This is a genomic window from Pseudomonas sp. GW821-FHT02H09 (assembly GCF_059421425.1).
This window is the reverse complement of record NZ_JBWKVA010000007.1, coordinates 134,898-155,933: the sequence shown is the minus strand read 5'-3', so window position 1 is coordinate 155,933 and position 21,036 is coordinate 134,898. Positions and strand designations below refer to the sequence as shown.

19 protein-coding genes and 3 pseudogenes are annotated in these 21,036 nt (G+C 59.8%); 14 read left to right on the top strand and 8 right to left on the bottom strand.

The features are described 5' to 3' along the window. Positions 1-27: 27 nt before the first annotated feature. Positions 28-225, bottom strand: coding sequence for a heavy-metal-associated domain-containing protein (locus AC07VR_RS11540; protein WP_494993548.1), 198 nt, complete (start codon positions 223-225; stop codon positions 28-30). Positions 226-373: 148 nt separating this feature from the next. On the opposite strand from AC07VR_RS11540, the gene AC07VR_RS11535 reads away from it, so the two are divergent. From AC07VR_RS11535 to cueR, 3 genes are all read left to right on the top strand, one after another. Further along, positions 374-757, top strand: a complete 384-nt coding sequence (locus AC07VR_RS11535; protein ID WP_494993547.1) for a hypothetical protein — start codon at positions 374-376, stop codon at positions 755-757. A gap of 216 nt (positions 758-973) precedes the next feature. After that, the gene (locus AC07VR_RS11530; protein WP_495011293.1) at positions 974-3,370 is read left to right on the top strand and encodes a heavy metal translocating P-type ATPase; all 2,397 of its coding nucleotides are present in this window, start codon (positions 974-976) and stop codon (positions 3,368-3,370) included. Further along, positions 3,367-3,780, top strand: a complete 414-nt coding sequence (cueR, locus tag AC07VR_RS11525; protein ID WP_495011292.1) for a Cu(I)-responsive transcriptional regulator — start codon at positions 3,367-3,369, stop codon at positions 3,778-3,780. The genes AC07VR_RS11530 and cueR overlap by 4 nt, the downstream gene beginning before the upstream one ends. 226 nt (positions 3,781-4,006) lie before the next feature. Here the strand turns inward: cueR and AC07VR_RS11520 are convergent, their stop codons facing one another. Continuing rightward, a complete protein-coding gene (locus AC07VR_RS11520; RefSeq protein WP_495011291.1) occupies positions 4,007-4,900 on the bottom strand; it encodes a PA4780 family RIO1-like protein kinase in 894 nt (297 codons plus the stop codon). A gap of 487 nt (positions 4,901-5,387) precedes the next feature. Here AC07VR_RS11520 and AC07VR_RS11515 point away from each other — a divergent pair. Together AC07VR_RS11515 and AC07VR_RS11510 are read left to right on the top strand one after the other, a co-directional pair. Beyond that, positions 5,388-6,476, top strand: a pseudogene (locus AC07VR_RS11515) (cache domain-containing protein); the annotation flags it as partial. Between the two features lie 90 nt (positions 6,477-6,566). Further along, entirely contained in the window at positions 6,567-7,334 is a 768-nt protein-coding gene (locus AC07VR_RS11510; protein ID WP_494993631.1) for a methyl-accepting chemotaxis protein, read from the top strand. Between the two features lie 133 nt (positions 7,335-7,467). Here AC07VR_RS11510 and AC07VR_RS11505 read toward each other — a convergent pair whose 3' ends face one another. After that, positions 7,468-8,259: an AraC family transcriptional regulator gene (locus tag AC07VR_RS11505; protein ID WP_495011290.1), complete on the bottom strand. Its 792-nt coding sequence runs from the start codon at positions 8,257-8,259 to the stop codon at positions 7,468-7,470. A gap of 83 nt (positions 8,260-8,342) precedes the next feature. On the opposite strand from AC07VR_RS11505, the gene AC07VR_RS11500 reads away from it, so the two are divergent. Further along, the gene (locus tag AC07VR_RS11500) at positions 8,343-9,371 is read left to right on the top strand and encodes a bile acid:sodium symporter family protein (RefSeq protein ID WP_495011289.1); all 1,029 of its coding nucleotides are present in this window, start codon (positions 8,343-8,345) and stop codon (positions 9,369-9,371) included. Here the strand turns inward: AC07VR_RS11500 and AC07VR_RS11495 are convergent. After that, entirely contained in the window at positions 9,358-10,635 is a 1,278-nt protein-coding gene (locus AC07VR_RS11495; RefSeq protein WP_494993541.1) for an acetyl-CoA C-acetyltransferase, read from the bottom strand. The genes AC07VR_RS11500 and AC07VR_RS11495 overlap by 14 nt on opposite strands. Positions 10,636-10,758: 123 nt before the next feature. On the opposite strand from AC07VR_RS11495, the gene AC07VR_RS11490 reads away from it, so the two are divergent. Together AC07VR_RS11490 and AC07VR_RS11485 are read left to right on the top strand one after the other, a co-directional pair. Further along, the gene (locus AC07VR_RS11490) at positions 10,759-12,111 is read left to right on the top strand and encodes a 3-oxoacyl-ACP reductase (protein WP_495011288.1); all 1,353 of its coding nucleotides are present in this window, start codon (positions 10,759-10,761) and stop codon (positions 12,109-12,111) included. 2 nt (positions 12,112-12,113) lie between these two features. Next, the gene (locus AC07VR_RS11485) at positions 12,114-12,968 is read left to right on the top strand and encodes a MaoC family dehydratase (protein WP_495011287.1); all 855 of its coding nucleotides are present in this window, start codon (positions 12,114-12,116) and stop codon (positions 12,966-12,968) included. Positions 12,969-12,977: 9 nt separating this feature from the next. Here AC07VR_RS11485 and AC07VR_RS11480 read toward each other — a convergent pair whose 3' ends face one another. Together AC07VR_RS11480 and AC07VR_RS11475 are read right to left on the bottom strand one after the other, a co-directional pair. Continuing rightward, positions 12,978-13,427 carry a DMT family transporter gene (locus AC07VR_RS11480; RefSeq protein ID WP_494993538.1) on the bottom strand — a complete coding sequence of 150 codons (450 nt, stop codon included), beginning with the start codon at positions 13,425-13,427 and terminating at the stop codon, positions 12,978-12,980. Positions 13,428-13,482: 55 nt separating this feature from the next. Next, a pseudogene (locus AC07VR_RS11475) lies at positions 13,483-13,611 on the bottom strand (response regulator); the annotation flags it as partial. A 216-nt stretch (positions 13,612-13,827) separates the two neighbouring features. Here AC07VR_RS11475 and AC07VR_RS11470 point away from each other — a divergent pair. The 4 genes from AC07VR_RS11470 (at position 13,828) to AC07VR_RS11455 (ending at position 16,763) form a co-directional block, all read left to right on the top strand. Then, a complete protein-coding gene (locus tag AC07VR_RS11470) occupies positions 13,828-14,379 on the top strand; it encodes an SAF domain-containing protein (RefSeq protein WP_495011286.1) in 552 nt (183 codons plus the stop codon). Between the two features lie 77 nt (positions 14,380-14,456). Further along, complete coding sequence (locus tag AC07VR_RS11465; RefSeq protein ID WP_495011343.1) at positions 14,457-15,635, top strand: type II and III secretion system protein family protein; 1,179 nt, start codon at positions 14,457-14,459, stop codon at positions 15,633-15,635. Positions 15,636-15,755: 120 nt separating this feature from the next. After that, positions 15,756-16,478: a tetratricopeptide repeat protein gene (locus tag AC07VR_RS11460; protein WP_494993536.1), complete on the top strand. Its 723-nt coding sequence runs from the start codon at positions 15,756-15,758 to the stop codon at positions 16,476-16,478. Positions 16,479-16,496: 18 nt separating this feature from the next. Further along, a complete protein-coding gene (locus tag AC07VR_RS11455) occupies positions 16,497-16,763 on the top strand; it encodes a DUF3613 domain-containing protein (RefSeq protein WP_494993629.1) in 267 nt (88 codons plus the stop codon). Positions 16,764-16,855: 92 nt separating this feature from the next. Here the strand turns inward: AC07VR_RS11455 and AC07VR_RS11450 are convergent. Both AC07VR_RS11450 and AC07VR_RS11445 read right to left on the bottom strand, forming a co-directional pair. Next, positions 16,856-17,176 (bottom strand): annotated as a pseudogene (locus tag AC07VR_RS11450) (response regulator); the annotation flags it as partial. A 290-nt stretch (positions 17,177-17,466) separates the two neighbouring features. Then, a complete protein-coding gene (locus tag AC07VR_RS11445) occupies positions 17,467-17,937 on the bottom strand; it encodes a prepilin peptidase (RefSeq protein WP_495011285.1) in 471 nt (156 codons plus the stop codon). A 75-nt stretch (positions 17,938-18,012) separates the two neighbouring features. On the opposite strand from AC07VR_RS11445, the gene AC07VR_RS11440 reads away from it, so the two are divergent. Both AC07VR_RS11440 and AC07VR_RS11435 read left to right on the top strand, forming a co-directional pair. After that, on the top strand, positions 18,013-18,282 hold the full coding sequence (locus AC07VR_RS11440; RefSeq protein WP_495011284.1) for a TadE/TadG family type IV pilus assembly protein: 270 nt from the start codon (positions 18,013-18,015) through the stop codon (positions 18,280-18,282). After that, entirely contained in the window at positions 18,279-21,032 is a 2,754-nt protein-coding gene (locus tag AC07VR_RS11435) for an ATP-binding protein (protein ID WP_495011283.1), read from the top strand. Before AC07VR_RS11440 ends, AC07VR_RS11435 begins: the two co-directional genes overlap by 4 nt. Positions 21,033-21,036 lie beyond the last annotated feature (4 nt).

The window sequence follows — 21,036 nt, the reverse complement described above, 5'->3', positions numbered from 1 at the left end:
CGATAGGTCGCTAACTAATAAAAAGACTCAGGCGAGCGTCACTGCGTAGCCTTCTTCGCTGATCAGGTTGATCACTTCATCCGCCGACAGAGCGCTTTCAACACCCACCTCTTTCGCAGCAAGATCGACACGAACACTGGCCGCCGGATCCTTGGCCTGTAGCGCCTGAGTAATGGCCCGAACGCAGTGGCCGCACGACATACCTTGAACGTTGAATACTTGCATCACACTTCTCCTTTTAATGAGGGATGTGACCATCCTCGACCTTGCCACGATGGCAAGGTCAAGTTCTGAAGTGATCTGCCGGGCTGGCAATCGGCGCCCTGCTCGGCCAAGCTGCGTCATCAATGAAACGACAGTAGGAGATTCAGCCATGCGCTGGTCAGCCTTTAGCCTATTCAGCCTCCTCAGCCTTTTCGGTGTCGCGCAAACGACCAGCGCCGCCGGAACAGATTACGGCGTGTTGATTATTTCCCGCGAACGCCTGGAAGTCGCGACCTCGTGCGAGATCGGCGTGTACATACAGGATCAGTTATCTGCGCGATTGTTCCAGGAGCAGAGCACTTCGTTCAATTTGCCACCGGGCAACGTTTCACTACGACTCAAGTTGCTGCCGGGCCAGGCGCCGGGCTGCAACCCCGGGATGCTGGCTTCGGGGCCGCAGAACATCACCCTCAAGGCGGGCGACATTGTCAAATTCCGCATCGCCATGACCCAGGCAGGCATGTACCTGAAACAGGCGTCGCTGGAGTATTAATCACCGCCCTGTAGGAGCGAGCTTGCTCCGGGCGGCGTTCCGACGATGAACTTGACGCGTTTCTTCAATGAGTACGCGTTATCGTTAACGTCCATCGCAAGCAATCGAGCGTCGACCGGCTGCTCCTACAGTTATTCTGTGTCCGCAAATTGGCGCTTGACCTTGCCAGCATGGCAAGGTTGATCCTGTAGATAATTTCTACAGGGAGTACTGCCCATGCCCGAATCAACCACCTTCGATCTGCCGATTGCCGGCATGACCTGCGCCAGTTGTGCCGGGCGTGTGGAACGCGCCTTGAGCAAGGTCATCGGTGCCAGCGCCGTCAGCGTCAACCTGGCCACCGAGCAGGCTCGCGTCCAGGCGCCGAGCGACAGCCTCCCGGCGTTGATGGAAGCTGTGCAGCTGGCTGGTTACAGCGTTCCGGCCCAGAGCCTGGAACTGAGCATCGGTGGCATGACATGCGCCTCTTGTGTCGGGCGAGTCGAGCGAGCATTGGGCAAAGTCGCCGGGGTGAAGAGCGTCAGCGTCAACCTGGCCAATGAACGTGCCCACCTCGAACTGCTTGGCCAGATCAATCCCGCGACCTTGATCACAGCCGTCAGCAACGCCGGGTACTCCGCCAGCCTGTGGCAAAGCGAACAATCGACTTTCACCGATCAGGAACAGCGTTTGCATCGCGAACGCTGGGCCTTGTTGCTCGCAATCATCCTGGCACTCCCGCTGGTGTTGCCGATGCTGGTGCAACCCTTCGGTCTGCACTGGATGCTCCCCGCCTGGGCGCAATTTGCCTTGGCGACGCCGGTGCAGTTCATCTTCGGTGCGCGCTTTTATATCGCCGCCTGGAAGGCCGTTCGGGCCGGCGCCGGGAACATGGACTTGCTGGTGGCGCTGGGCACCAGCGCCGGTTATGGCCTGAGTCTTTATGAATGGGCCACTGCCACCGCCGGCAGCATGCCGCACCTGTATTTCGAAGCGTCGGCAGTGGTCATCGCTCTGGTGCTGCTTGGCAAATACCTGGAAAGCCGCGCAAAACGCCAGACCGCCAGCGCCATCCGCGCCCTTGAAGCCTTGCGTCCGGAACGGGCGATTCAAGTCATCGACGGCCGCGAACAGGACGTCGCCATCAGCGACTTGCGCCTCCAGGATCTGGTCATGGTCAAACCCGGCGAGCGTTTCCCGGTGGATGGCGAGGTGCTCGAAGGTCAGAGCCATGCCGATGAGGCGCTGATCAGCGGCGAAAGCCTGCCAGTACCGAAACAGCCCGGCGACAAAGTCACCGGTGGCGCAATCAATGGAGAAGGTCGCCTGTTGGTGCGCACCCTGGCACTCGGCGCGGAAACCGTGCTGGCGCGAATCATTCGTCTGGTGGAAGACGCCCAGGCCGCTAAGGCGCCGATCCAGAAACTGGTGGATAAAGTCAGCCAGGTGTTCGTGCCCGTCGTACTATTGCTGGCCCTGGCAACGCTAATTGGCTGGTGGCTGTATGGCGCACCGCTAGAGATTGCCGTCATCAATGCGGTGGCGGTATTGGTCATCGCCTGCCCTTGCGCGCTGGGCCTGGCAACGCCGACGGCGATCATGGCCGGGACCGGCGTTGCAGCCCGCCACGGCATTCTGATCAAAGACGCCGAAGCACTGGAACGCGCCCATGAAGTCAGCGCGGTGGTCTTCGACAAGACCGGCACATTGACTTGCGGCACGCCACGAATCGCCCACCTCAGTGCCATCGACGGTGACGAAGGCACACTCTTGCAACTGGCCGGTGCGCTGCAACGCGGTAGTGAACACCCATTGGCCAAAGCCGTGCTGGACGCCTGCGCCGAGCGTAATTTGCCCGTGGCCAATGTCAGCGCCAGCCAGTCCCTGACCGGGCGCGGTATCGCCGGCACACTTGACGGCCGAAAACTGGCACTGGGCAACCGTCGCCTGCTGGAGGAAAGCGGCTTGAACGCCGGAATACTGAAAGAATCCGCTCAAGCATGGGAAATCGAAGGCCGGACCTTGTCCTGGCTAATCGAACAAAGCCCGCAACCTCGTGTGCTCGGCCTGTTCGCGTTTGGCGATACCCTCAAGCCCGGCGCCCTGCAAGCCGTGCAAGCGCTCAACGCCCGCGATATCAGCAGCCACCTGCTGACAGGCGATAACCGTGGCAGCGCTCGGGTCGTCGCCCAAGCGCTGGGGATTCGCGACGTACACGCCGAAGTGCTGCCAGCCGATAAAGCCGCCACCGTCGCCGATCTCAAAAAGACGGGCGTGGTGGCCATGGTCGGAGACGGCATCAACGATGCCCCGGCCCTCGCGGCAGCCGATATCGGCATCGCCATGGGCGGCGGCACCGATGTCGCCATGCATGCTGCCGGGATCACCTTGATGCGCGGCGATCCGCGGCTGGTGCCGGCGGCGCTGGAGATCAGCCGCAAGACCTACGCGAAGATTCGCCAGAACCTGTTCTGGGCCTTCGTTTATAACCTGATCGGGATCCCGCTGGCGGCGTTCGGTCTGCTCAATCCGGTACTGGCTGGCGCCGCCATGGCATTGTCCAGCGTCAGCGTAGTGAGCAATGCGCTACTGTTGAAAACCTGGAAACCCAACGACCTGGAGGACGCTGAATGAACATCGGCCAAGCAGCCCGTCAGAGCGGCCTGAGCGCGAAGATGATCCGTTATTACGAGTCGACCGGCCTGCTCAAAGCGGCCCATCGCACCGACAGCGGCTACCGCGTGTACGGTGACGTCGACCTGCACACGCTGGCCTTTATCAAACGTTCACGGGATTTGGGGTTCTCGCTGGAAGAGGTCGGCAAGCTGCTGACCCTGTGGCAGGATCGGCAGCGGGCCAGCGCCGACGTCAAGGCGCTGGCTCGTCAGCATATCGAGGAGCTGAACCTGAAGATCCGCGAACTGGGGCAGTTACGCGACACGCTGCAAGACCTGGTCGAACACTGTCACGGCGACCATCGACCCGACTGCCCGATCCTCAAGGAGCTGGCCTCGGGGGGATGCTGTGAGAAGGGTGTTGCCTGAAGCCGCTATACGATCCGTAGCAGCTGCCGAGCTTACGAGGCTGCGTTCGGCTGCGAAGCAGTCGCAAATCCTGCTTCCACGGTTCGCCTGGAATACCGCAGTGCCTGATTTTACGACTGCTTCGCAGCCGAACGCAGCCTAGCGGCAGCTGCTACAGGAAATGTGCCGCGTCGTGAGAAAACACCCTCCACAAAAAATCCGGCCGAGGCCGGATTTTTTTACCCAATCACTGCATCCAGGGTGGAGGCGGCTCTTCGGTTTTGCCCGGTGGCGCATCGTCAGCGGCGCGCACCGCTTGCCGACGCTCTTCATCGAACCGTGCGGCTTCGATCTCGCGCATGATGCCGCCGACGTCCGCCAGCTCCTCCGGTTCGTCGAACTCGCCGGTCAACACGCTGGCCGGATGCAAGGTGCCGGCTTCATACAAGGACCACATTTCCTTGGCATACCTGGTGCCTTTCAACTGCGGAGCAAAACGCCCGAAGTAGGACGCCATGTTGCCGACATCCCGCTCCAGCATGCTGAACGCATGGTTGTTGCCCGCCGCGTCCACTGCTTGCGGCAGATCGATGATCACAGGACCCGTCGGCGTCAGCAGTACGTTGAACTCGGACAGGTCGCCGTGCACCAGACCGGTACACAACATCAGCACGATCTGCTGAATCAGGAAAGCGTGATACTCAAGCGCCTGATCCGGTTCCAGCACCACATCGTTCAAACGTGGCGCCGCGTCACCGTATTCATCGGCGATCAGCTCCATCAGCAGCACGCCTTCAAGGAAGTCGTACGGCTTGGGAACCCGCACGCCGGCACTGGCCAGACGGAACAATGCAGCCACTTCGGCATTCTGCCAGGCGTCTTCGGTTTCTTTACGACCGAACTTGGAGCCCTTGGCCATCGCTCGAGCCTGCCGGCTGTTGCGCACCTTGCGACCTTCCTGGTACTCGGCCGCCTGACGAAAACTTCGTTTATTCGCCTCCTTGTAAACCTTGGCGCAACGTAACTCGTTACCGCAGCGCACCACATAAACAGCTGCTTCTTTACCACTCATGAGTGGGCGCAGCACCTCGTCGACCAGACCGTCCTCGATCAGGGGTTCAATGCGTTTTGGAGTCTTCATCAGCTTTTATTGTGGGTCCTTTATTACCAAACACGCGAATGTCACTCGTTATACGGCAATCCTCTCACAGCGGGGAGGGGTTGCCGACCTATGAACACCTCAGATGCACTCAATGTGCCAGATTAATCAGAGAAACCGGTCGACATCGGTCGACCGCACAGAATCATAGCCGAGAGTCCTGCCCTTGTTAGCGGCCCGATACGAGGGCATTTGTGACACAAGCTGAGACCGGGTCACCAGGCCAGTGCAGGATTTTTTTTGAAGAGCCTCAATTTTCTCTCCAATCAGCCGAAGTCATCAGAGACAAACCTATTTTGTCTGACAATCAGAATAAAGACGCCAGCGTACCGCACTGGATCTCCTTGATGGAGGCCGCGCACGTCGCAGGATGCAAGAGACTGCAAAAAACACCGCAAGGCTTTACGGCTGCCGTTAATCCGCGAGTCATCAGCACTTCGTGGGCTTATAAGAAAAATCTGGAGCGCGGATGAACATCAAACAAAAACTGACGTGGGCGTTTGCAATCATCGCCTGCTTGCCGGTCGTACTGGTCGCCACCCTGGTGGTGCTGAACCTGCGCAGCGATGCGAAAGACGCTTTCGTCGACGGCAGCGGCCGTGAGATTCGTCAGGTCAGCAACGCCATGCAAATATTTTTCGATAGCATCAGCCAGAACGTCAACTATCTGGCCAACCAGCCGCTGATCAAAAACAGCGATGACAGCCTCAAAACCTACATCAGCGCCAACGCGGCGGACATTCCCCAAGGGGAGATGGACAAACAGATTTTTACCCTGCTCGAGAGCATAGGCACCAGCCATCCGTCTTACGCCTATGCGATCGTGGGCACCAGTGCTGGCGGTTACGTCTCCTGGCCTGACGAAGCGAAGCTGAACAACTACGACCCGCGTCAGCGCCCCTGGTACAAGGCCGCCATGGCCAATCCGGGCAAACCGTTTCGCACAGAAGCTTATTACTATGCCGCCGACGACACGACCTACGTCAGTACCGTGCGCACCATCGGCAACAAGTTGGGTGCCACGGGCGGCGTGGTAAGTATCGACGTGACGCTCAAACAGCTCACCGAAATCGTCAAACAGATCAAGCTTGGCGATACCGGTTACCTGATGCTGATGGAAAACACCGGCACGGTGCTGGTCGATCCCAAGCAACCGGAGCACAACTTTAAAGCCCTGAGCAGCCTGGGTGATGGTTATGCGCAACTGGCCAAGGCCGGCAAAGGCCTGGTGGAAGTCGAACTGAACGGCGAGCACTACATGGCCAACGTTTGGCCATCGGAACAGCTGGGCTGGACCTTTATCGGCCTGATCAAACAGACCGAAGTGATGAGTTCGGCGACCCAGCTGACCTGGTTGATCGCAATCATCGCCACGGTGTTGGCGGTGATCTTCGCCGTGGTCGGTGCCAGTTTCGCCAGCCTGATCGTGCGGCCGATCCGCAGCGTCGCCAGCGGTCTGGAAGGGATCGCCCAGGGTGAAGGCGACCTGACGCAGAACCTGCAGATCCGTGGCAGCGATGAAACCGCGCAACTGGCCAACTGGTTCAATCAGTTCCTGGCAGCGATCCGTAACCTGATCCAGAACATCGGCCAGGCAGCGAACAAGATCCTCGCCACTTCCAAGAGCTCGACCCAGGTCTCCAGCGACATGGCCGAAGCCGCCGGACGCCAGCGCGAAGCAGTGGACATGGTGTCCACCGCGTTCCACGAAATGGTCGCCACCGCCAACGAAGTCGCGCGCTCTTGCAGCCAGGCCGCCGAATCGGCCGACAGTGGTCAGCGCCAGGCCCGCGAAGGTCAGCAACAGATCGATGCCGCGGTCAGCAGCGTTGATCAGTTGAGCCAGGAGATCGAGCAGTCAGCGCAGTCGATGCAGCAACTGGAGCGCGACAGCAATGACATCCAGTCGATTCTCGGCACCATCCGCTCCATCGCCGAGCAAACCAACCTGCTGGCCTTGAACGCGGCCATTGAAGCCGCCCGTGCGGGTGAGCAAGGTCGCGGTTTTGCCGTGGTTGCCGATGAAGTGCGAGCCCTGGCCAAGCGTACCGCCGACTCGACTGCCGAGATCGACGGCCTGCTGGGCAATCTGGCCAAGCGCACCAGTCAGGTCACGCAGCAGATGCACGCCAGCCTTGAAGTGTCGCAACAGTCCGTCAGCCGCATCGGGCTGGCGCGTAGCAGTTTCGGGCAGATCCGTGAGTCGGTGGACGTGATCCGCGACATGAACACCCAGATCGCTACGGCCGCCGAGGAGCAGCACCAGGTCGCTGAAGACATCAACCGCCACATCAGCCAGATCCATGGCGATGCGCAGCTGGTGGCCGAACTGGCCAACTCGGCGCAACTGGACTCCCGGAGCCTGGCAGGGTTGTCCAATGAGCTGGATGTTTTGGTGAGAAGGTTCCGCACTTGAGAGCCTGATCGTTCCCACGCTCTGCGTGGGAATGCCTCCGCTGACGCTCCGCGTCACGCTTCAAAAGCGCCGCTGGAGCGTCCATCGCTACACTCCCACGCGCTGCGTGGGAGCGATCGCTCTTTTAGCGCTTTCACTGTTTGAACAATTCTCCCGGGGTAAATCCGAACAACCCCTTGAACGCCGCAATAAACGCCGAGGTCGAGTCATAGCCACACGACAGCGCAGCAGTGGTCACGCTGTCGCCCTCCTCCAATGTGCGCAATGACGACAACAAGCGCATACGCTGACGCCAGCTGCGGAAACTCAGACCCGTCTCACGCTGAAATAGCCGCATCAAGGTTTTCTCCGATGTCCCCAGATGCTCAGCCCACTCGTGCAACGTGACGCTTTGCTCAGGGCTGGCGATCAACTCGTTGCACAGCCCAAGCAGGCGTGGATGGCGTGGCAGCGGCAAGGAGAAGCCGACCTCAGGCAAGCTCGCCAACTGGTCCATCAGCACCTGCACCAGGCGCGCTTCACGAGTGTTGCCCTGTGGATAATCCACCGGCAATTGGCAAAAACTCTTGATCAACTCCCGCGCCAGCGACGTCACTTCCAGCACCCGGCAACGCTCAGGGGCCCATGCGCAATCTTCGCGGCGCACATAGAGGCTACGCATTTCCGCACGCATCGAGGTCACCACGTGATGCTCCAGGTCAGCCGGAATCCAGATCCCCCACTGTGGCGGCGCAAAGAAGCTGCCCTCGGCGGTATGCACGCCAAGTACGCCACTGATCGCGTAGGAAAACTGCACCCAGTCGTGGCGATGAGCCGGCGTCCATGAGCCGGCGCTGAGACTTTCAGCCCGGGCATACAGCGGGCGCGGCAATGCCGTCAGAGCGGGAATTTGCCGTTCGAGTCCACGTTGTCCGTTAGTCGGCATTGATTGGCCTTATGTCGCAAGACGGCTTGTTGCACCGACGTTAGGCTAAGTCATCAATTCTTACAATCCTATCGGTGCCGGATATGCATGCCTTCAAACACCTCAAACGCGTGGTCACCGACTGGTTCTTGTGCGGCATGCTGGTGGCGACCTTGCTGTCGTACCTGTTCCCACGCTTCGGCGCTTCGGGCGGATCGATGCATGCCGAATGGGTGATCAACATTGGTGTGTTTCTGGTGTTCTTTCTGCATGGGGTCAACCTGTCCAGCGAACAGATCAGCCATGGTCTGAAGAACTGGCGTCTGCACATCATGGTGCAGAGTTTCACCTTCGTGGTGTTTCCGCTGATCTGGCTGCTCAGCGACAAACTGCTGGGTTCCCATTTCCCGTCGCTGTTGATGCTCGGCTTTCTCTACTTGTGCGCCCTGCCCTCGACGATCTCCTCCTCTGTGGCCCTGACCGGCAGCGCCGGCGGCAACGTGCCAGCGGCGATTCTCAATGCCAGCCTGTCCAGCGTGCTGGGGATCTTCCTCACGCCGTTGCTGGTGAGTTTGGTGATGGGCAGCGGCGCGGGCGGGATCGATCTGGGCTCGACCTTGCTCGACCTCTGCGCAATGTTGCTGCTGCCGCTGGTGCTCGGCCAGTTGCTACGGCCGTTCTTCGGCAAGTTTTTCGCCCGACACAAACGCTACACCAACATCGTCGACAAGCTGGTGATCCTGTTGCTGGTCTACGCCGCGTTCTGCAACTCGATGGTCTCCGGCATGTGGCAGCAGCAGGGTAACTCGGTCATTCTCAGCGCCTTGATTGGCAGCGCGATACTGCTGGCAACTATCCTCTGGATGACGACTCGCACCGCCCGCGCCTTGAAGTTCAGTCCGGCCGACGAGATCGCCGCGGTGTTCTGCTCCAGCAAAAAGTCTCTGGCCGCCGGCGCACCGATGGCCGCGCTGATCTTCGGCGCCAACCCGGGGCTGGGGCTGATCCTGTTGCCGATCATGATCTATCACCCCTTGCAGTTGATCGTCTGCTCGGTGATGGCCGAGAGTTACGCCAACCGCAATCGGTTGATCGCCGAGCAGCAAGGCGCAGCTGTGCTCAGCGCTCAATGATTGCAGTGACACCCTGACCGCCAGCGGCGCAGATCGAGATCAAGCCTCGACCCTGCCCCGCCGCGTCCAGCAACTTGGCCAGACTCGCGACGATCCGCCCGCCCGTGGCCGCAAACGGATGTCCGGCGGCCAGAGAGCTGCCTTTGACGTTTAGCCGACTGCGGTCAATGGAGCCCAGCGGCGCGTCCAGGCCGAGACGGGTTTTGCAATACACCGGATCGTCCCAAGCCTTGAGGGTGCACAGCACTTGCGCGGCAAAGGCTTCGTGGATCTCGTAGTAATCGAAGTCCTGCAGCGTCAGACCGTTACGCGCCAGCAAGCGCGGCACCGCATACACCGGCGCCATCAACAGGCCTTCCGCACCTTTGACGAAATCCACCGCAGCCGCTTCGCCGTCGCGCAGATACGCGAGGATCGGTAAGCCGCGCTCCTTGGCCCATGCCTCACTGCCCAGCAATACCAGCGACGCACCATCGGTCAGCGGTGTCGAATTGCCCGCCGTCAACGTACCCTTTTCACTGCGCTCGAACACCGGTTTGAGCGACGTGAGTTTTTCCAGGGTCAGGTCAGGGCGCAGGTTGTTGTCACGGGTCAGGCCAAGGAACGGCGTCATCAAATCGTTTTGCCAGCCTTCAGCGTAGGCGGCAGCCATTTTCTGATGGCTTTCAAGCGCCAGCTGATCCTGCTCGGCACGGGGAATGCTCCAGGCCTGCGCCATCAACTCGCAATGCTCCCCCATGGACAAGCCGGTGCGCGGTTCGCCATTTCGCGGCAGTTCAGGCTTCAGGTGATGGGGCCGCAGTTGCAGCAGGGTTTTGAGCTTTTCGACGGTGGTTTTGCTGCGATTGACCTGCAACAGAATCTTGCGCAACCCCTCATTCACCCCGATCGGCGCATCCGAGGTTGTGTCGACCCCGCCAGCGATGCCGCATTCGATCTGCCCCAGGGCGATTTTGTTCGCCACCAGCAGCGCCGCTTCAAGGCCTGTACCGCAGGCTTGTTGAATGTCGTAGGCCGGGGTGGCCGGTGACAGCCGCGAGCCAAGCACGCATTCGCGGGTCAGGTTGAAATCCCGCGAATGCTTGAGTACCGCGCCAGCAACCACCTCGCCCAGGCGCAGGCCGTGCAGGTTATAGCGTTCGATCAACCCTTCGAGCGCCGCCGTCAGCATCGCCTGGTTACTCGCCGTGGCATAAGGACCATTGGAGCGGGCGAAGGGGATACGGTTACCGCCGATAATCGCGACGCGGCGCGGCTGAGTCATGAAAAGCTCCCTATCCTGTGAGTGGTGCACGCTTGTACAAGCGTAGGTTGTATCTCGTTTAATCGAACGACTGATGACCATCAATGGTCCACAGTTTGAACCCCAGCAGCTGGAGGGCGTTCCATGTCTGATCGCTACATCGACTTCGCCAACTCGGCAATCGGCCGCCGCCTGGTCGGTGCCCTTGGCCTGCCGTCACCGGGACGTCTGGAGCGCTGGCAGGCCGGGCGCCTGCGACCCGTCGAAGGCGCGTTGCTGATTGGCGGTGGCCCGCTGGCGCAGAACATCAGCGCGTTCGCTAACAAGCTGACCGATGCTATTTACAGCTACGGCCCCGAGCCGCTGGTGGCGCCTGCCTGGATTCCCGGTCACGGCCCCAAACTCAAAGCCGTGGTGTTCGATGCCAGCGCCATTACCCGGACCGATCAACTCAAGCAATTGCGCGAATTCTTCCAGCCGCTGCTGAGGAACCTCGACAACAGCCCTCACGTGGTAATTCTCGGACGCGCACCGCACACCCTGAGTGACCCGTTCGCCGCCAGTGCCCAGCGGGCGCTGGAAGGTTTCAGTCGCTCATTGGCCAAGGAATTGCACAACGGCGGCACCTTGCAGTTGTTGCAGGTGGGCGAAGGCGCCGAAGAGCAGCTTGAAGGTGCACTGCGGTTTTTCCTTTCGCCCAAAAGCGCCTACGTGTCCGGGCAAGTGTTGCGCCTGAGTGCCTGCGACACCCAGGTGCAGGACTGGAGCCGCCCCCTGGCCGGGCGCAAAGCCCTGGTCACCGGCGCTGCACGCGGTATCGGAGCAGCGATTGCCGAGACTCTGGCCCGAGATGGCGCCGACGTCATCCTGCTTGACGTGCCGCCGGCCAAATCCGATCTCGATGCCCTCGCCGCTCGCTTGGGCGGGCGCGGTATCGCGCTGGATATCTGCGCAGAGGATGCCGGTACGCAACTGATCGAACAGCTGCCGGACGGCATTGATATCGTGGTGCACAACGCCGGGATTACCCGCGACAAGACCCTGGCCAACATGACCCCGGATTTCTGGGACGCGGTGCTCGCCGTCAACCTCAACGCGCCGCAAGTACTAACCCAGGCGCTACTGGACAGCGGCACCCTGTGCGATAACGGTCGAGTGATTCTATTGGCCTCCATCAGCGGCATTGCCGGCAACCGCGGGCAAACCAACTACGCCGCGAGCAAGGCCGGGCTGATCGGCCTCGCCCAGGCCTGGGCGCCGCTGCTGCAGGAGCGCGGCATCAGCATCAACGCGGTAGCGCCGGGCTTTATCGAAACACAGATGACTGCACATATTCCGTTCGCTCTGCGCGAAGCCGGGCGGCGCATGAGTTCTCTGGGTCAGGGTGGTTTGCCCCAGGACGTCGCCGAAGCTGTGGCCTGGCTCAGCCAGCCGGGTAGCGGCGCAGTCACCGGGCAAGCCTTGCGCGTCTGTGGGCAAAACGTATTGGGAGCATAATCATGGCAGTGGACTGGCACACACTCAACAGAGCCCCCAACCTGACCGAGCTATACGTTCGGGCAGCCACGCGGCGCAAGATCACCGGCACCACACTGCCCGAGAATGGCTTGCGCTGCTGGGTCGATGTCGACCCAAAACGGCTGGCGGCCTATCGCAAAGTCTGCGGTTTTACCGAGAACGGCTTGCTACCGCCGACCTATCCCCATGTGCTGGCGTTCGCCTTGCAGATGCAACTGCTCACCGCCAGTGACTTCCCTTTCCCGCTGCTGGGGCTGATTCATCTGGCCAATCGCATCCGCGTGTTAAGACCCATGGGCGGCGTCGGCAGTGTGCGAGTGAGTGTTCATCTGAAAAACCTGCAACCTCACGCCAAAGGTGCGGTGTTCGACCTGATCACCACGCTTGAAGATCCGCTCGGTCCGCTGTGGGAAGCCGAAAGCCGCATGCTGTGCAGAGGCGTCGAGTTGCCGGGCGAACCACTCGAAGAAACGCAATCAGCGCCCACGGCCTTGAGCGAATTGACGCGCTGGTGGGCTCCCGCCAACATCGGCCGTCGGTACGCCAGGGTCTCCGGCGATTACAACCCGATTCACCTGAGCGCCGTCAGCGCCAAAATGTTCGGATTCCCCAAGGCCATCGCCCATGGATTGTGGAACAAGGCGCGCACCCTGGCAGCACTCAGCGAGCGTTTGCCCGCGGCCAATGTAGAAATCGCGGTGGAGTTCAAAAAACCGGTGCGCTTGCCCGGCGAGGTCACATTACTGAGCAGCGCAGCTGGCTCCAGTGGGGACTTGCGATTGATGGGTGCCGGGGATCTGGAGCACATGCTCGGCAGTTGGCGGCCGATTGCCTGAGGCTGCGACTCAACCACGCCGGATCATGAACACCCCGGCCAGGATCAGCACCAGCCCGGCAACCTTGCCGACGCTGATCGGCGCTTCGCGAAAACCGGCCCAGCCGAAATGGTCCAGTGCCAGGGCCATGCCCAACTGACCGGCCAGTACCAGCGCCATGAACAACATGGCGCCGATTCGCGGGCCGGCAAACGCGGCCGTGGTGATAAAGAAAGCGCCGAGCAGCCCCCCGCTCCAGTGCCACCAGGTCAGGCTTTTCAGCGCGTTCAACGTCGGTACTTCACGTTGAACCATGACCAGAATCAGCAGCGCCACAGCCCCTACAAAAAATGAAATCAATGCCGCAGCCAGAACGCTGGACACCTGCTTGGCCAGTTGGCCATTGATTCCCGCCTGCAGCGGAAGAAAAGCGCCGGCAATAAAGGGCAGGCAAAGCAGCCACCAGACAGGGGCGGGCATAGTGTTCTCCAGCGGGGAAGTCAGGACGCGCAGTATAAGGCAATGCCTCTTGTTAAATGATCGGCATACCGCTTTCTTCCGGCATGCGCAGGTCGGCGATGACCAGCGCGATATCCGGATTGCGGGTCAAGTGTTGCAGGGCAAGTTTGACCGAGGTCGCGGTGAAGCAACTGCAAGAACGGATTAATCACAAAGTATTAACCGGAAGGATCACGCCAAAAGTCCGTCGTTTTTGAAATTTTTTCAGACGTCTTCGAGTTATTTCTTTCTGGGTAATGGCATTTTGGCTGGTCTGCGCTACCGTCAAATAGCAAATAGATACATGTTCATAGCTGCCTGATTGCGAAACTGACCGTCTGGAAATACAGACTGGTAATACGGCAGGAAAGGGAGAGCCGTGATGAACAGTCGCATCACCATGGGCCTGGCCGGATTACTTTTAGCAGGGGCCATTTTTGTTGTTTATTGGGGGCTCGTACTCAGCCACCAACCAGTGCTGGTAGCCGAACCAATGATCCAAAGCGCCGCCCCCGTCGCACTGGAAAAAGCTGTTGCCACGGCCGAAGACCAGCCCTGTCAACCGGTCGTGGTGCTGGTCCACGACGTACCTCCTTTCGTCCCGATCAGCGCCGCTGACCTTGCTCTGGAAAAACTTCGCAGTGCACCTGCTGGCAGCCTGAGCAGTATCGATCAGGTTGTTGGTCGTGCGCCTTGGCGGCACCTGAGCGCCGGTGCCTGGTTCAGTGATGACAGCTTCGAGGCCGGTGGCCCGCAAGCCCTTTCCTGGGCAGGCGAAAGCGACTCCCCGGCCAACCTCTACGCCGTCGATAGTCACTTGTTCAAATTCACCCAACTGGCCCTCGGTGCGGCGTCCAAAGGGCTGGCTAGAAACAATACTGTGGCTACGCTACACACAGCCATAGAGATTATTCGCGGTAACCAGGCCTCATGACAAACCCCTTGATAAAGCAGGGAAGAACATACATGCGCAAACATTCCGTGCCAGAGTTCAAACGTGTGATCTGGGCCATGATGCTGGCCGGACTACCTATCGATATGGCGCTAGCCGCCTCCAGCAACTGCCCCGCATTAGACCGATTACCAGCAGCGATTGAAGTCGGCGAGGGCCTCCAGCGAGAGATACCATCCCCTGTGGCGATCACTCGCCTGGCGGTAGGCGATCCGAAAGTCGCCGACGTGCACCTCAATGGCAACAACGCTTTTCTGCTCACGGGTATGGCCCCGGGCGCAACCAGTCTGATGGTCTGGACCGCGTGCTCCAGTGCTCCTCGTCAGAGCATGATATTCGTTCAGGGCAAAGCCAGCGCCTCCCTGACCAGCAGTTCGTTAGCACCGTCCGAAGACCCGACACTGCCCATCCAGGTGCAGACCGACATCCGCTTTGTCGAGGTCAGCCGCACCAAGCTCAAAGAAGCCACGACCTCAATTTTCGGTACCCGTGGCAACTTCCTGTTCGGCGCACCGAAAACCCTGCCGACGATTAACGGAGTCGTCACCGCCACCGCACCAGTGGATAACGCCCAGTTCAACTTCAACTGGATCGGCGGCAAAACCCTGGTAGCGATCAACGCATTGGAGGGCAGCGGTTTTGCCTACACCCTGGCACGTCCGAGCCTGGTGGCCCTCAGCGGCCAGAGTGCAAGCTTCCTCGCCGGCGGCGAGATTCCGATTCCGGTGCCCAGCTCCGGCAGCGACAGCGTGTTCATCGAATACAAGGAATTCGGCATCCGCCTGAGCTTGACGCCGACGATTGTCGGCCGCAACCGCATTGCCCTGAAGGTGGCGCCGGAAGTCAGTGAACTCGACTTCACCAACGCCGTGACCATCGCCGGTACCGTGGTGCCAGCGCTGACGGTGCGACGTACCGACACCAGCGTTTCCCTGGCCGATGGCGAAAGCTTCGTGATCAGCGGCTTGATCAGTACCCGCAATAATTCTCAGGTCAACAAGTTTCCCGGCCTGGGTGATATTCCAATCCTCGGAGCTTTTTTCCGTGACTCGAAGATCAATCGCGAAGAGCGCGAGCTTCTGATGATCGTCACCCCGCACCTGGTTCAGCCGCTGGCGGCCAATGCGCAACTGCCGTCGCTGCCCGGCGAGCAACTGCGCAATTACGACCCGAACTTTTACCGCATGTACTTCCTGGAAAACGGCGACTTCGACAAGAAAATGGGACTCTCGCAATGATCCAAAGCCTGAGTCAGACCTTCCTTGCGATCACTCGCAACAGTACTTACTTTGAGGCGCCACTGGGGCAAGTGATCAGCACCGACATCGCCCGTGCATTTGCTTACTAGAGGGATCCTGATGAAAGCAATGATTGCTGTACTAAGCCTGCTGATGCTGGGCGGCTGCGCCACCAACGGTCAGGGCTCCTGGTCGAGCCTTTCCCCACCCGGCCCCTGTGCCAAATTGAACTCCGATCAGGAACTGTCGCTGAACCTGGCCGACGACATGATCAATGATGGCAAGCTGCACGCCGGCCTGGCCAACCTGCAAAATCTGCCCGATGACCTCAACCAGGTGCGCTTGCGCAAAGCCAGGATTTACCGCTTGCTGGGCCAAAATGAAGCCGAGCCGCTGTACCGCAGCCTGCTCGGCACCTGCCTGTCAGCCGAAGCTGAACATGGCCTGGGCCAACTGGCCGCGGCCAAAGGTGACAACGACCAGGCCCTGGAACATATGTCGCGTGCCGCGCGACTCTCGCCCACTGACGAGAAAATCCGCAACGACCTGGGCGTGGTCTACCTCAACCAACTGCGGATCAACGAAGCACGCTTTGAGTTCCTCACCGCCATTGAGCTCAAGCAGACAGATCAATTGGCGGCAGTGAATCTGGTGTCCTTGCTACTCTATCAAGACAACTGGAGACAAGCTTCCGAGGTGGTCAGCCGCGCCGGCCTGAGCCCTGAACAATTCACCAATGCCAAGGCGCGCGCCGAGAAGCTCAAAACCCTGATCAAAGCCAAACCGGCCGTAGGCGATCAAGTCGTTACCGCCAGCGATCCACAACAACCGAGTATCAAGTAAGCACCAAGAGAGGCCATGATGAAACTGAATATCCTCTGCTATGCGGGCCTGCTGAGCCTGCCGTTGACCGCCCTGGCCATGGATGCCGGGCCCGCCTCGGCGCAGCAACAGGGAACCGAAGTCTGGCTGCAGCTGCAAGGCCGCAACACAGTGGCATCGTCAATACCGCAAATAGCAACGCCCGCCGAGCGTGAGCTGAGCATGCAGCGCTGGCTGAAAAGCTATCAACATGAAATTCCTGCCCTCTATGAGCAGAAAATGGCCGGGAGGGTGAAATCCAATTAGTAAAGGCGAGATCTTCGTTCAATGACAGGCCGCCATCACGCCCTGAGCCTTTCCGTCAACACGGCTTTGCTGTGTCCGGCTCGCTGATCAAAGGCGGCCCCGGCGCGTAGCGCCTTGATCACATGCTGCTTATCGGCATGCCCGGTGAGCATGATCGCCTCGAACGCTCGCTGTTTGCCGGCGATGCGTTGCAGCTCCTGCACCAACTCAATGCCGTCCAGCTCGGGCAAGTGCAAATCACACAGCACCAGGCCTATTTCAGCGTCCTCACTGAAACGTTCGATGGCGTGTCTGCTGGATTTACAGGGGACACAGCGATAACCGCTGTTTTCGAGAAATTCGCAGAGTTCTTCCACGACCGGCGGCTGATCGTCGACCACAAGCACTTTTACCGGGGACATTAGCTTGTTCACGCGCGACTCCATGTCTGGCAGCCGAAGACTGACTGACCTTTCCTGTACCTGCAGCGTCGGGCTGTTCAGGTACTGAATTGAAAATAGACTACTTTGCGACTATGTACATAGCGCTAGTGGCCTGTGTGGCTAGTTCGTTAGCTCAAATTCGGATGCCGGCGGCCCAGAGCCAAGGCGCTGTGACGAGTCATAGCCCGCTATGGCGAGGAACAGCAACGCAGGATATGGGCTGCTGGCGCCGAAGTTGACTAACAGAACTAGCCACACAGGCCACTAGTAGCTCAGGGCTACTAATGAATCCAGGCGACAGCCAGGAGCATGCCGACAAAAACGAATGGCGCAAAGGGTTGTTGTCTGGACTCTTTCGGATCGAGGTACTGCAAGCGGGTTCTCAGTTTTTTACTGATATGCGGCCATAGCCTGGGAGCAATCAGCAGCCAGATGACACTGACGATGCCCGCGCCAATGAAGGTTCCCAACAGATGCAGGTTGTCGGTCGCCAGCCCCAACGCAGCCATCAGCTTCACATCAGCCGCCTCCAGACGCCCTGACACGTAGCCGGGCAACGTGAAGGCCAACGCCAGCAAGAATGCCCAGACACCCTGCTCCGCACGGGCGCCTAGCCACGTGGTGTCGTTCCACAGCAAATACACCAGCGCCACGACCGTCGCGCCAAGGGTCAAGCCATTGGCAATTTGGCGGTGCTGAATGTCCTGCACAGCGCAGAGAGCCAGCCAGATAAATAGGATAAAGCTCTGCATCAGGTAAAAAGCGTCCCTTTTGGCTGAATGATTCTATGCTGGTATGACGTAATACTTGTCAGGGTAGACGCACTGATGACGCTAAGCCTCCTCAGAAAGCAAAAAGGTGCCGTGGCGATTGAATTCGCTTTGGTGTTTGTCATTTTCTTCGCGGTGTTTTATGGCTTGGTCAGTTACAGCCTGCCGCTGCTGCCGATGCAATCGTTCAACGAGGTGTTGACCGTCAGCATGAACTATCCAACCATTAAATTAAATCAGGTCCTGCCGTTTCTGCTGCTACCCGGCGTGGGAACAGTCCCCAATCTGCCGGTGACATTCAGCGCGAAGTCGAGTTTGCAGTTTTGAATTCGGGGGAAAAACTCTTCGGGCGCTTGCTCGGACGCCAGCCCCCGCTCACTGCCCAGACGCCGGGCAGCGTCACCGCGCGCAGTGTCGGGCTGCACCTGTACCTGGACCACGAGGGCCGCGTGCTGCAGATGACCGGACCCTTGCACCATGCTCTGGTCCAACAAACACCCGGTAATCAGTCGCCGCGTCTGCTCGATTTCCTGTTGCCCCACAGCGCGCTTGTGGTCGACGGCGCGCCCGCCGATTGGCAGGGACAGACCCTCGACCTGGACTTCCTGAGCCTCACCGGACAAAGCCTGCATCTGCGCGGTTGGGTCCAGCCCACAGCGGACGGCTGGCTGCTGCAGTTACTTGATATCGGCGACTTGCTCCACGAGCGGCAACTGTCCCAAAGCCGTGAGCAATGCCAAGTGTTTGCCGGACAGATGAGCGAACATCTGTACTTGTGCAGCATGGCGCGGCTGGCGGAGGTATTGAACGAACAACTGCAAGCGCTTGCCCAGCGCTGGTGCATCCCCTGTATCGCCCTCGCGTTGCTCGACGAACAGGAGCAGGGTTGGCAAATCCATAGCCAGTATGCGGCCCACGATGCCCCGGCGCTATGGCACGCCGGGCAGCTTCTGGGTACCAGCCTGGACAGCTTGAACGGCAATACACCGTTGCGCCTGAGCGTGCGCCAGGGCTTCAGCGAACATCCGCGCTTGCAAAGTGCCTTTGGCAATAGCGATGGGTTTATGGTGCCCTACCGCGATGATCATGGTGTTGCGGCCTGGTTGCTCTGTGGCTTCTACCCGGTGCAAAAGCGCGCCCCGGACCTGAGTGAGCGTGACTGGTTGCTGCTGACCGCTTCGCTGGCCGGGCCGTTGTTGAGCCGCTTGCGCGAACAGCATCACCATCAGCAACTGGAGCGACTGGAAACCCTGCAAGGATTACTCGGCACCGGTTGGTGGGAGCTTTATGCGCACAGTGGCGAGGTACAACTGGCGCCACAACTGGCCCTCAACCTGCATCTGAAACCAGACACTGCCCGGATGTCCCTGGACGCGTGGCTGGCCCTGATTCATCCCGCCGACCGCCAGGAGCTGAGCAGCCGCTTGCAGGACCTGCAACAACACGGCAAAGCCTTGTTGCTGTGTGTACGCCTGCACCGGTCAGACGCCGCGCAAAACCCGATCTGGTATCGCCTTCAAGGCCAGGCACTGGGAGTGGGCGAAACTCGGCGGGTGGTCGGTTTCATGCTCGACATCAGCGATATCAAGAACCAGGAACGGCAAGCCGATGCCGCCCATGCGCGGCTGGATAACCTGATCGCCAGCTCGCCTGCGGTGATCTACGTGCAGCGTTATGTCGAAGGTGCGTTGCAACCGACGTTTTTCAGCGACAGTTTGCTGCCGCTGCTCGGCTGGAACCTGGTCGATTGTCTCAATGGTGCACTGGTAGACCGGGTTCATCCCGAAGATCGCGACCTGTATTTCGAACGCACCCGGCAACTGCTGCGCGAAGGCTCGGTGCGCTGCCGTTATCGCCTGCAAGATAAACACGGCAATTACCACTGGCTGCTGGATGAAGCCAAATTGCTCCGTGATGACCTGGGCCTGCCGGTGGAGGCCGTCGGACTGTGGCTGGATATCACCGAGGCGACCCTGGCCGCCGAGCACGTGAAACAGAGCGAAGAGCGCTATCGCATTCTGGTAGAGGACTCGCCAGCGATGATCTGTCGCTATCGCCCGGACCTGACCCTGACCTTTGGCAACCGGCCCCTGGCGAACTATCTGGAATGTCTGCCTGCGCAACTGCCGGGGGTGAATCTGGGCAGTTGGTTGTCTGCCGAACAGCGCGAAGCGTTTGTCCAGCGCATCAGCCGGTTAAGCCCGCAACTCCCGGTGAGCACCGCAGAAATCAGCCTGCAATTGCCTGGGCGCGAACACGCCTGGTGGATCTGGTCGGATCGGGGGGTGTTCGATGAGCAAGGCCGATTGCTGGAGGTTCAAGCCGTGGGCCGTGACAACACCGAAGTCCGTCGCTCCCAACAGCAACTCGCTCAAAGCGCAAAAATGGCCACACTCGGTGAAATGGCCACTGGCCTTGCCCATGAAATCAACCAGCCGTTGCACGTGATGCGCATGGCCATCTTCAATGTGCTCAAACGTTTGAGCCGCGGCGAGGTGCAGATCGACTACCTGCAAGACACACTCAACCGTATCGACGCCCAGGTCCAGCGTGCGGCGCGGGTAGTCGATCATATGCGGGTGTTCGGTCGACGCTCGGAAGTCGAACAGCAACCGTTCAACCCGGCGCAGGCGATAGAAGGCATGCTATCGCTGCTCAGCGAAGGTATGCGCGGCAAAGGCGTCGAACTGCGGGTCAGGGAGATGGCCTTCGAGGTGCAAGTACGCGGTTATGTCGATCAGCTTGAGCAGGTGCTGATCAACCTGATGGTCAACGCTCGCGACTCACTGCTGAGCAAACGCGAGGCCAACCGGGAATTCATACCCTGGATTGCGGTGTCTGCCCAACGAGATGGCAGTTCGGTGCGCCTATGGGTGGAGGACAACGGCGGCGGAATCGACCCGCGGCTGCTGGAGCGGATTTTCGAACCGTTTTTCACCACCAAACCGGTCGGTGTCGGGACCGGACTCGGGTTGTCAGTGAGTTACGGCATCGTCGAGAACATGGGCGGACGGCTAAGCGCCAGCAACACGGTTGAGGGTGCGCGGTTTTGTATTGAGTTGCCGGTGGTGGGGTAGATCA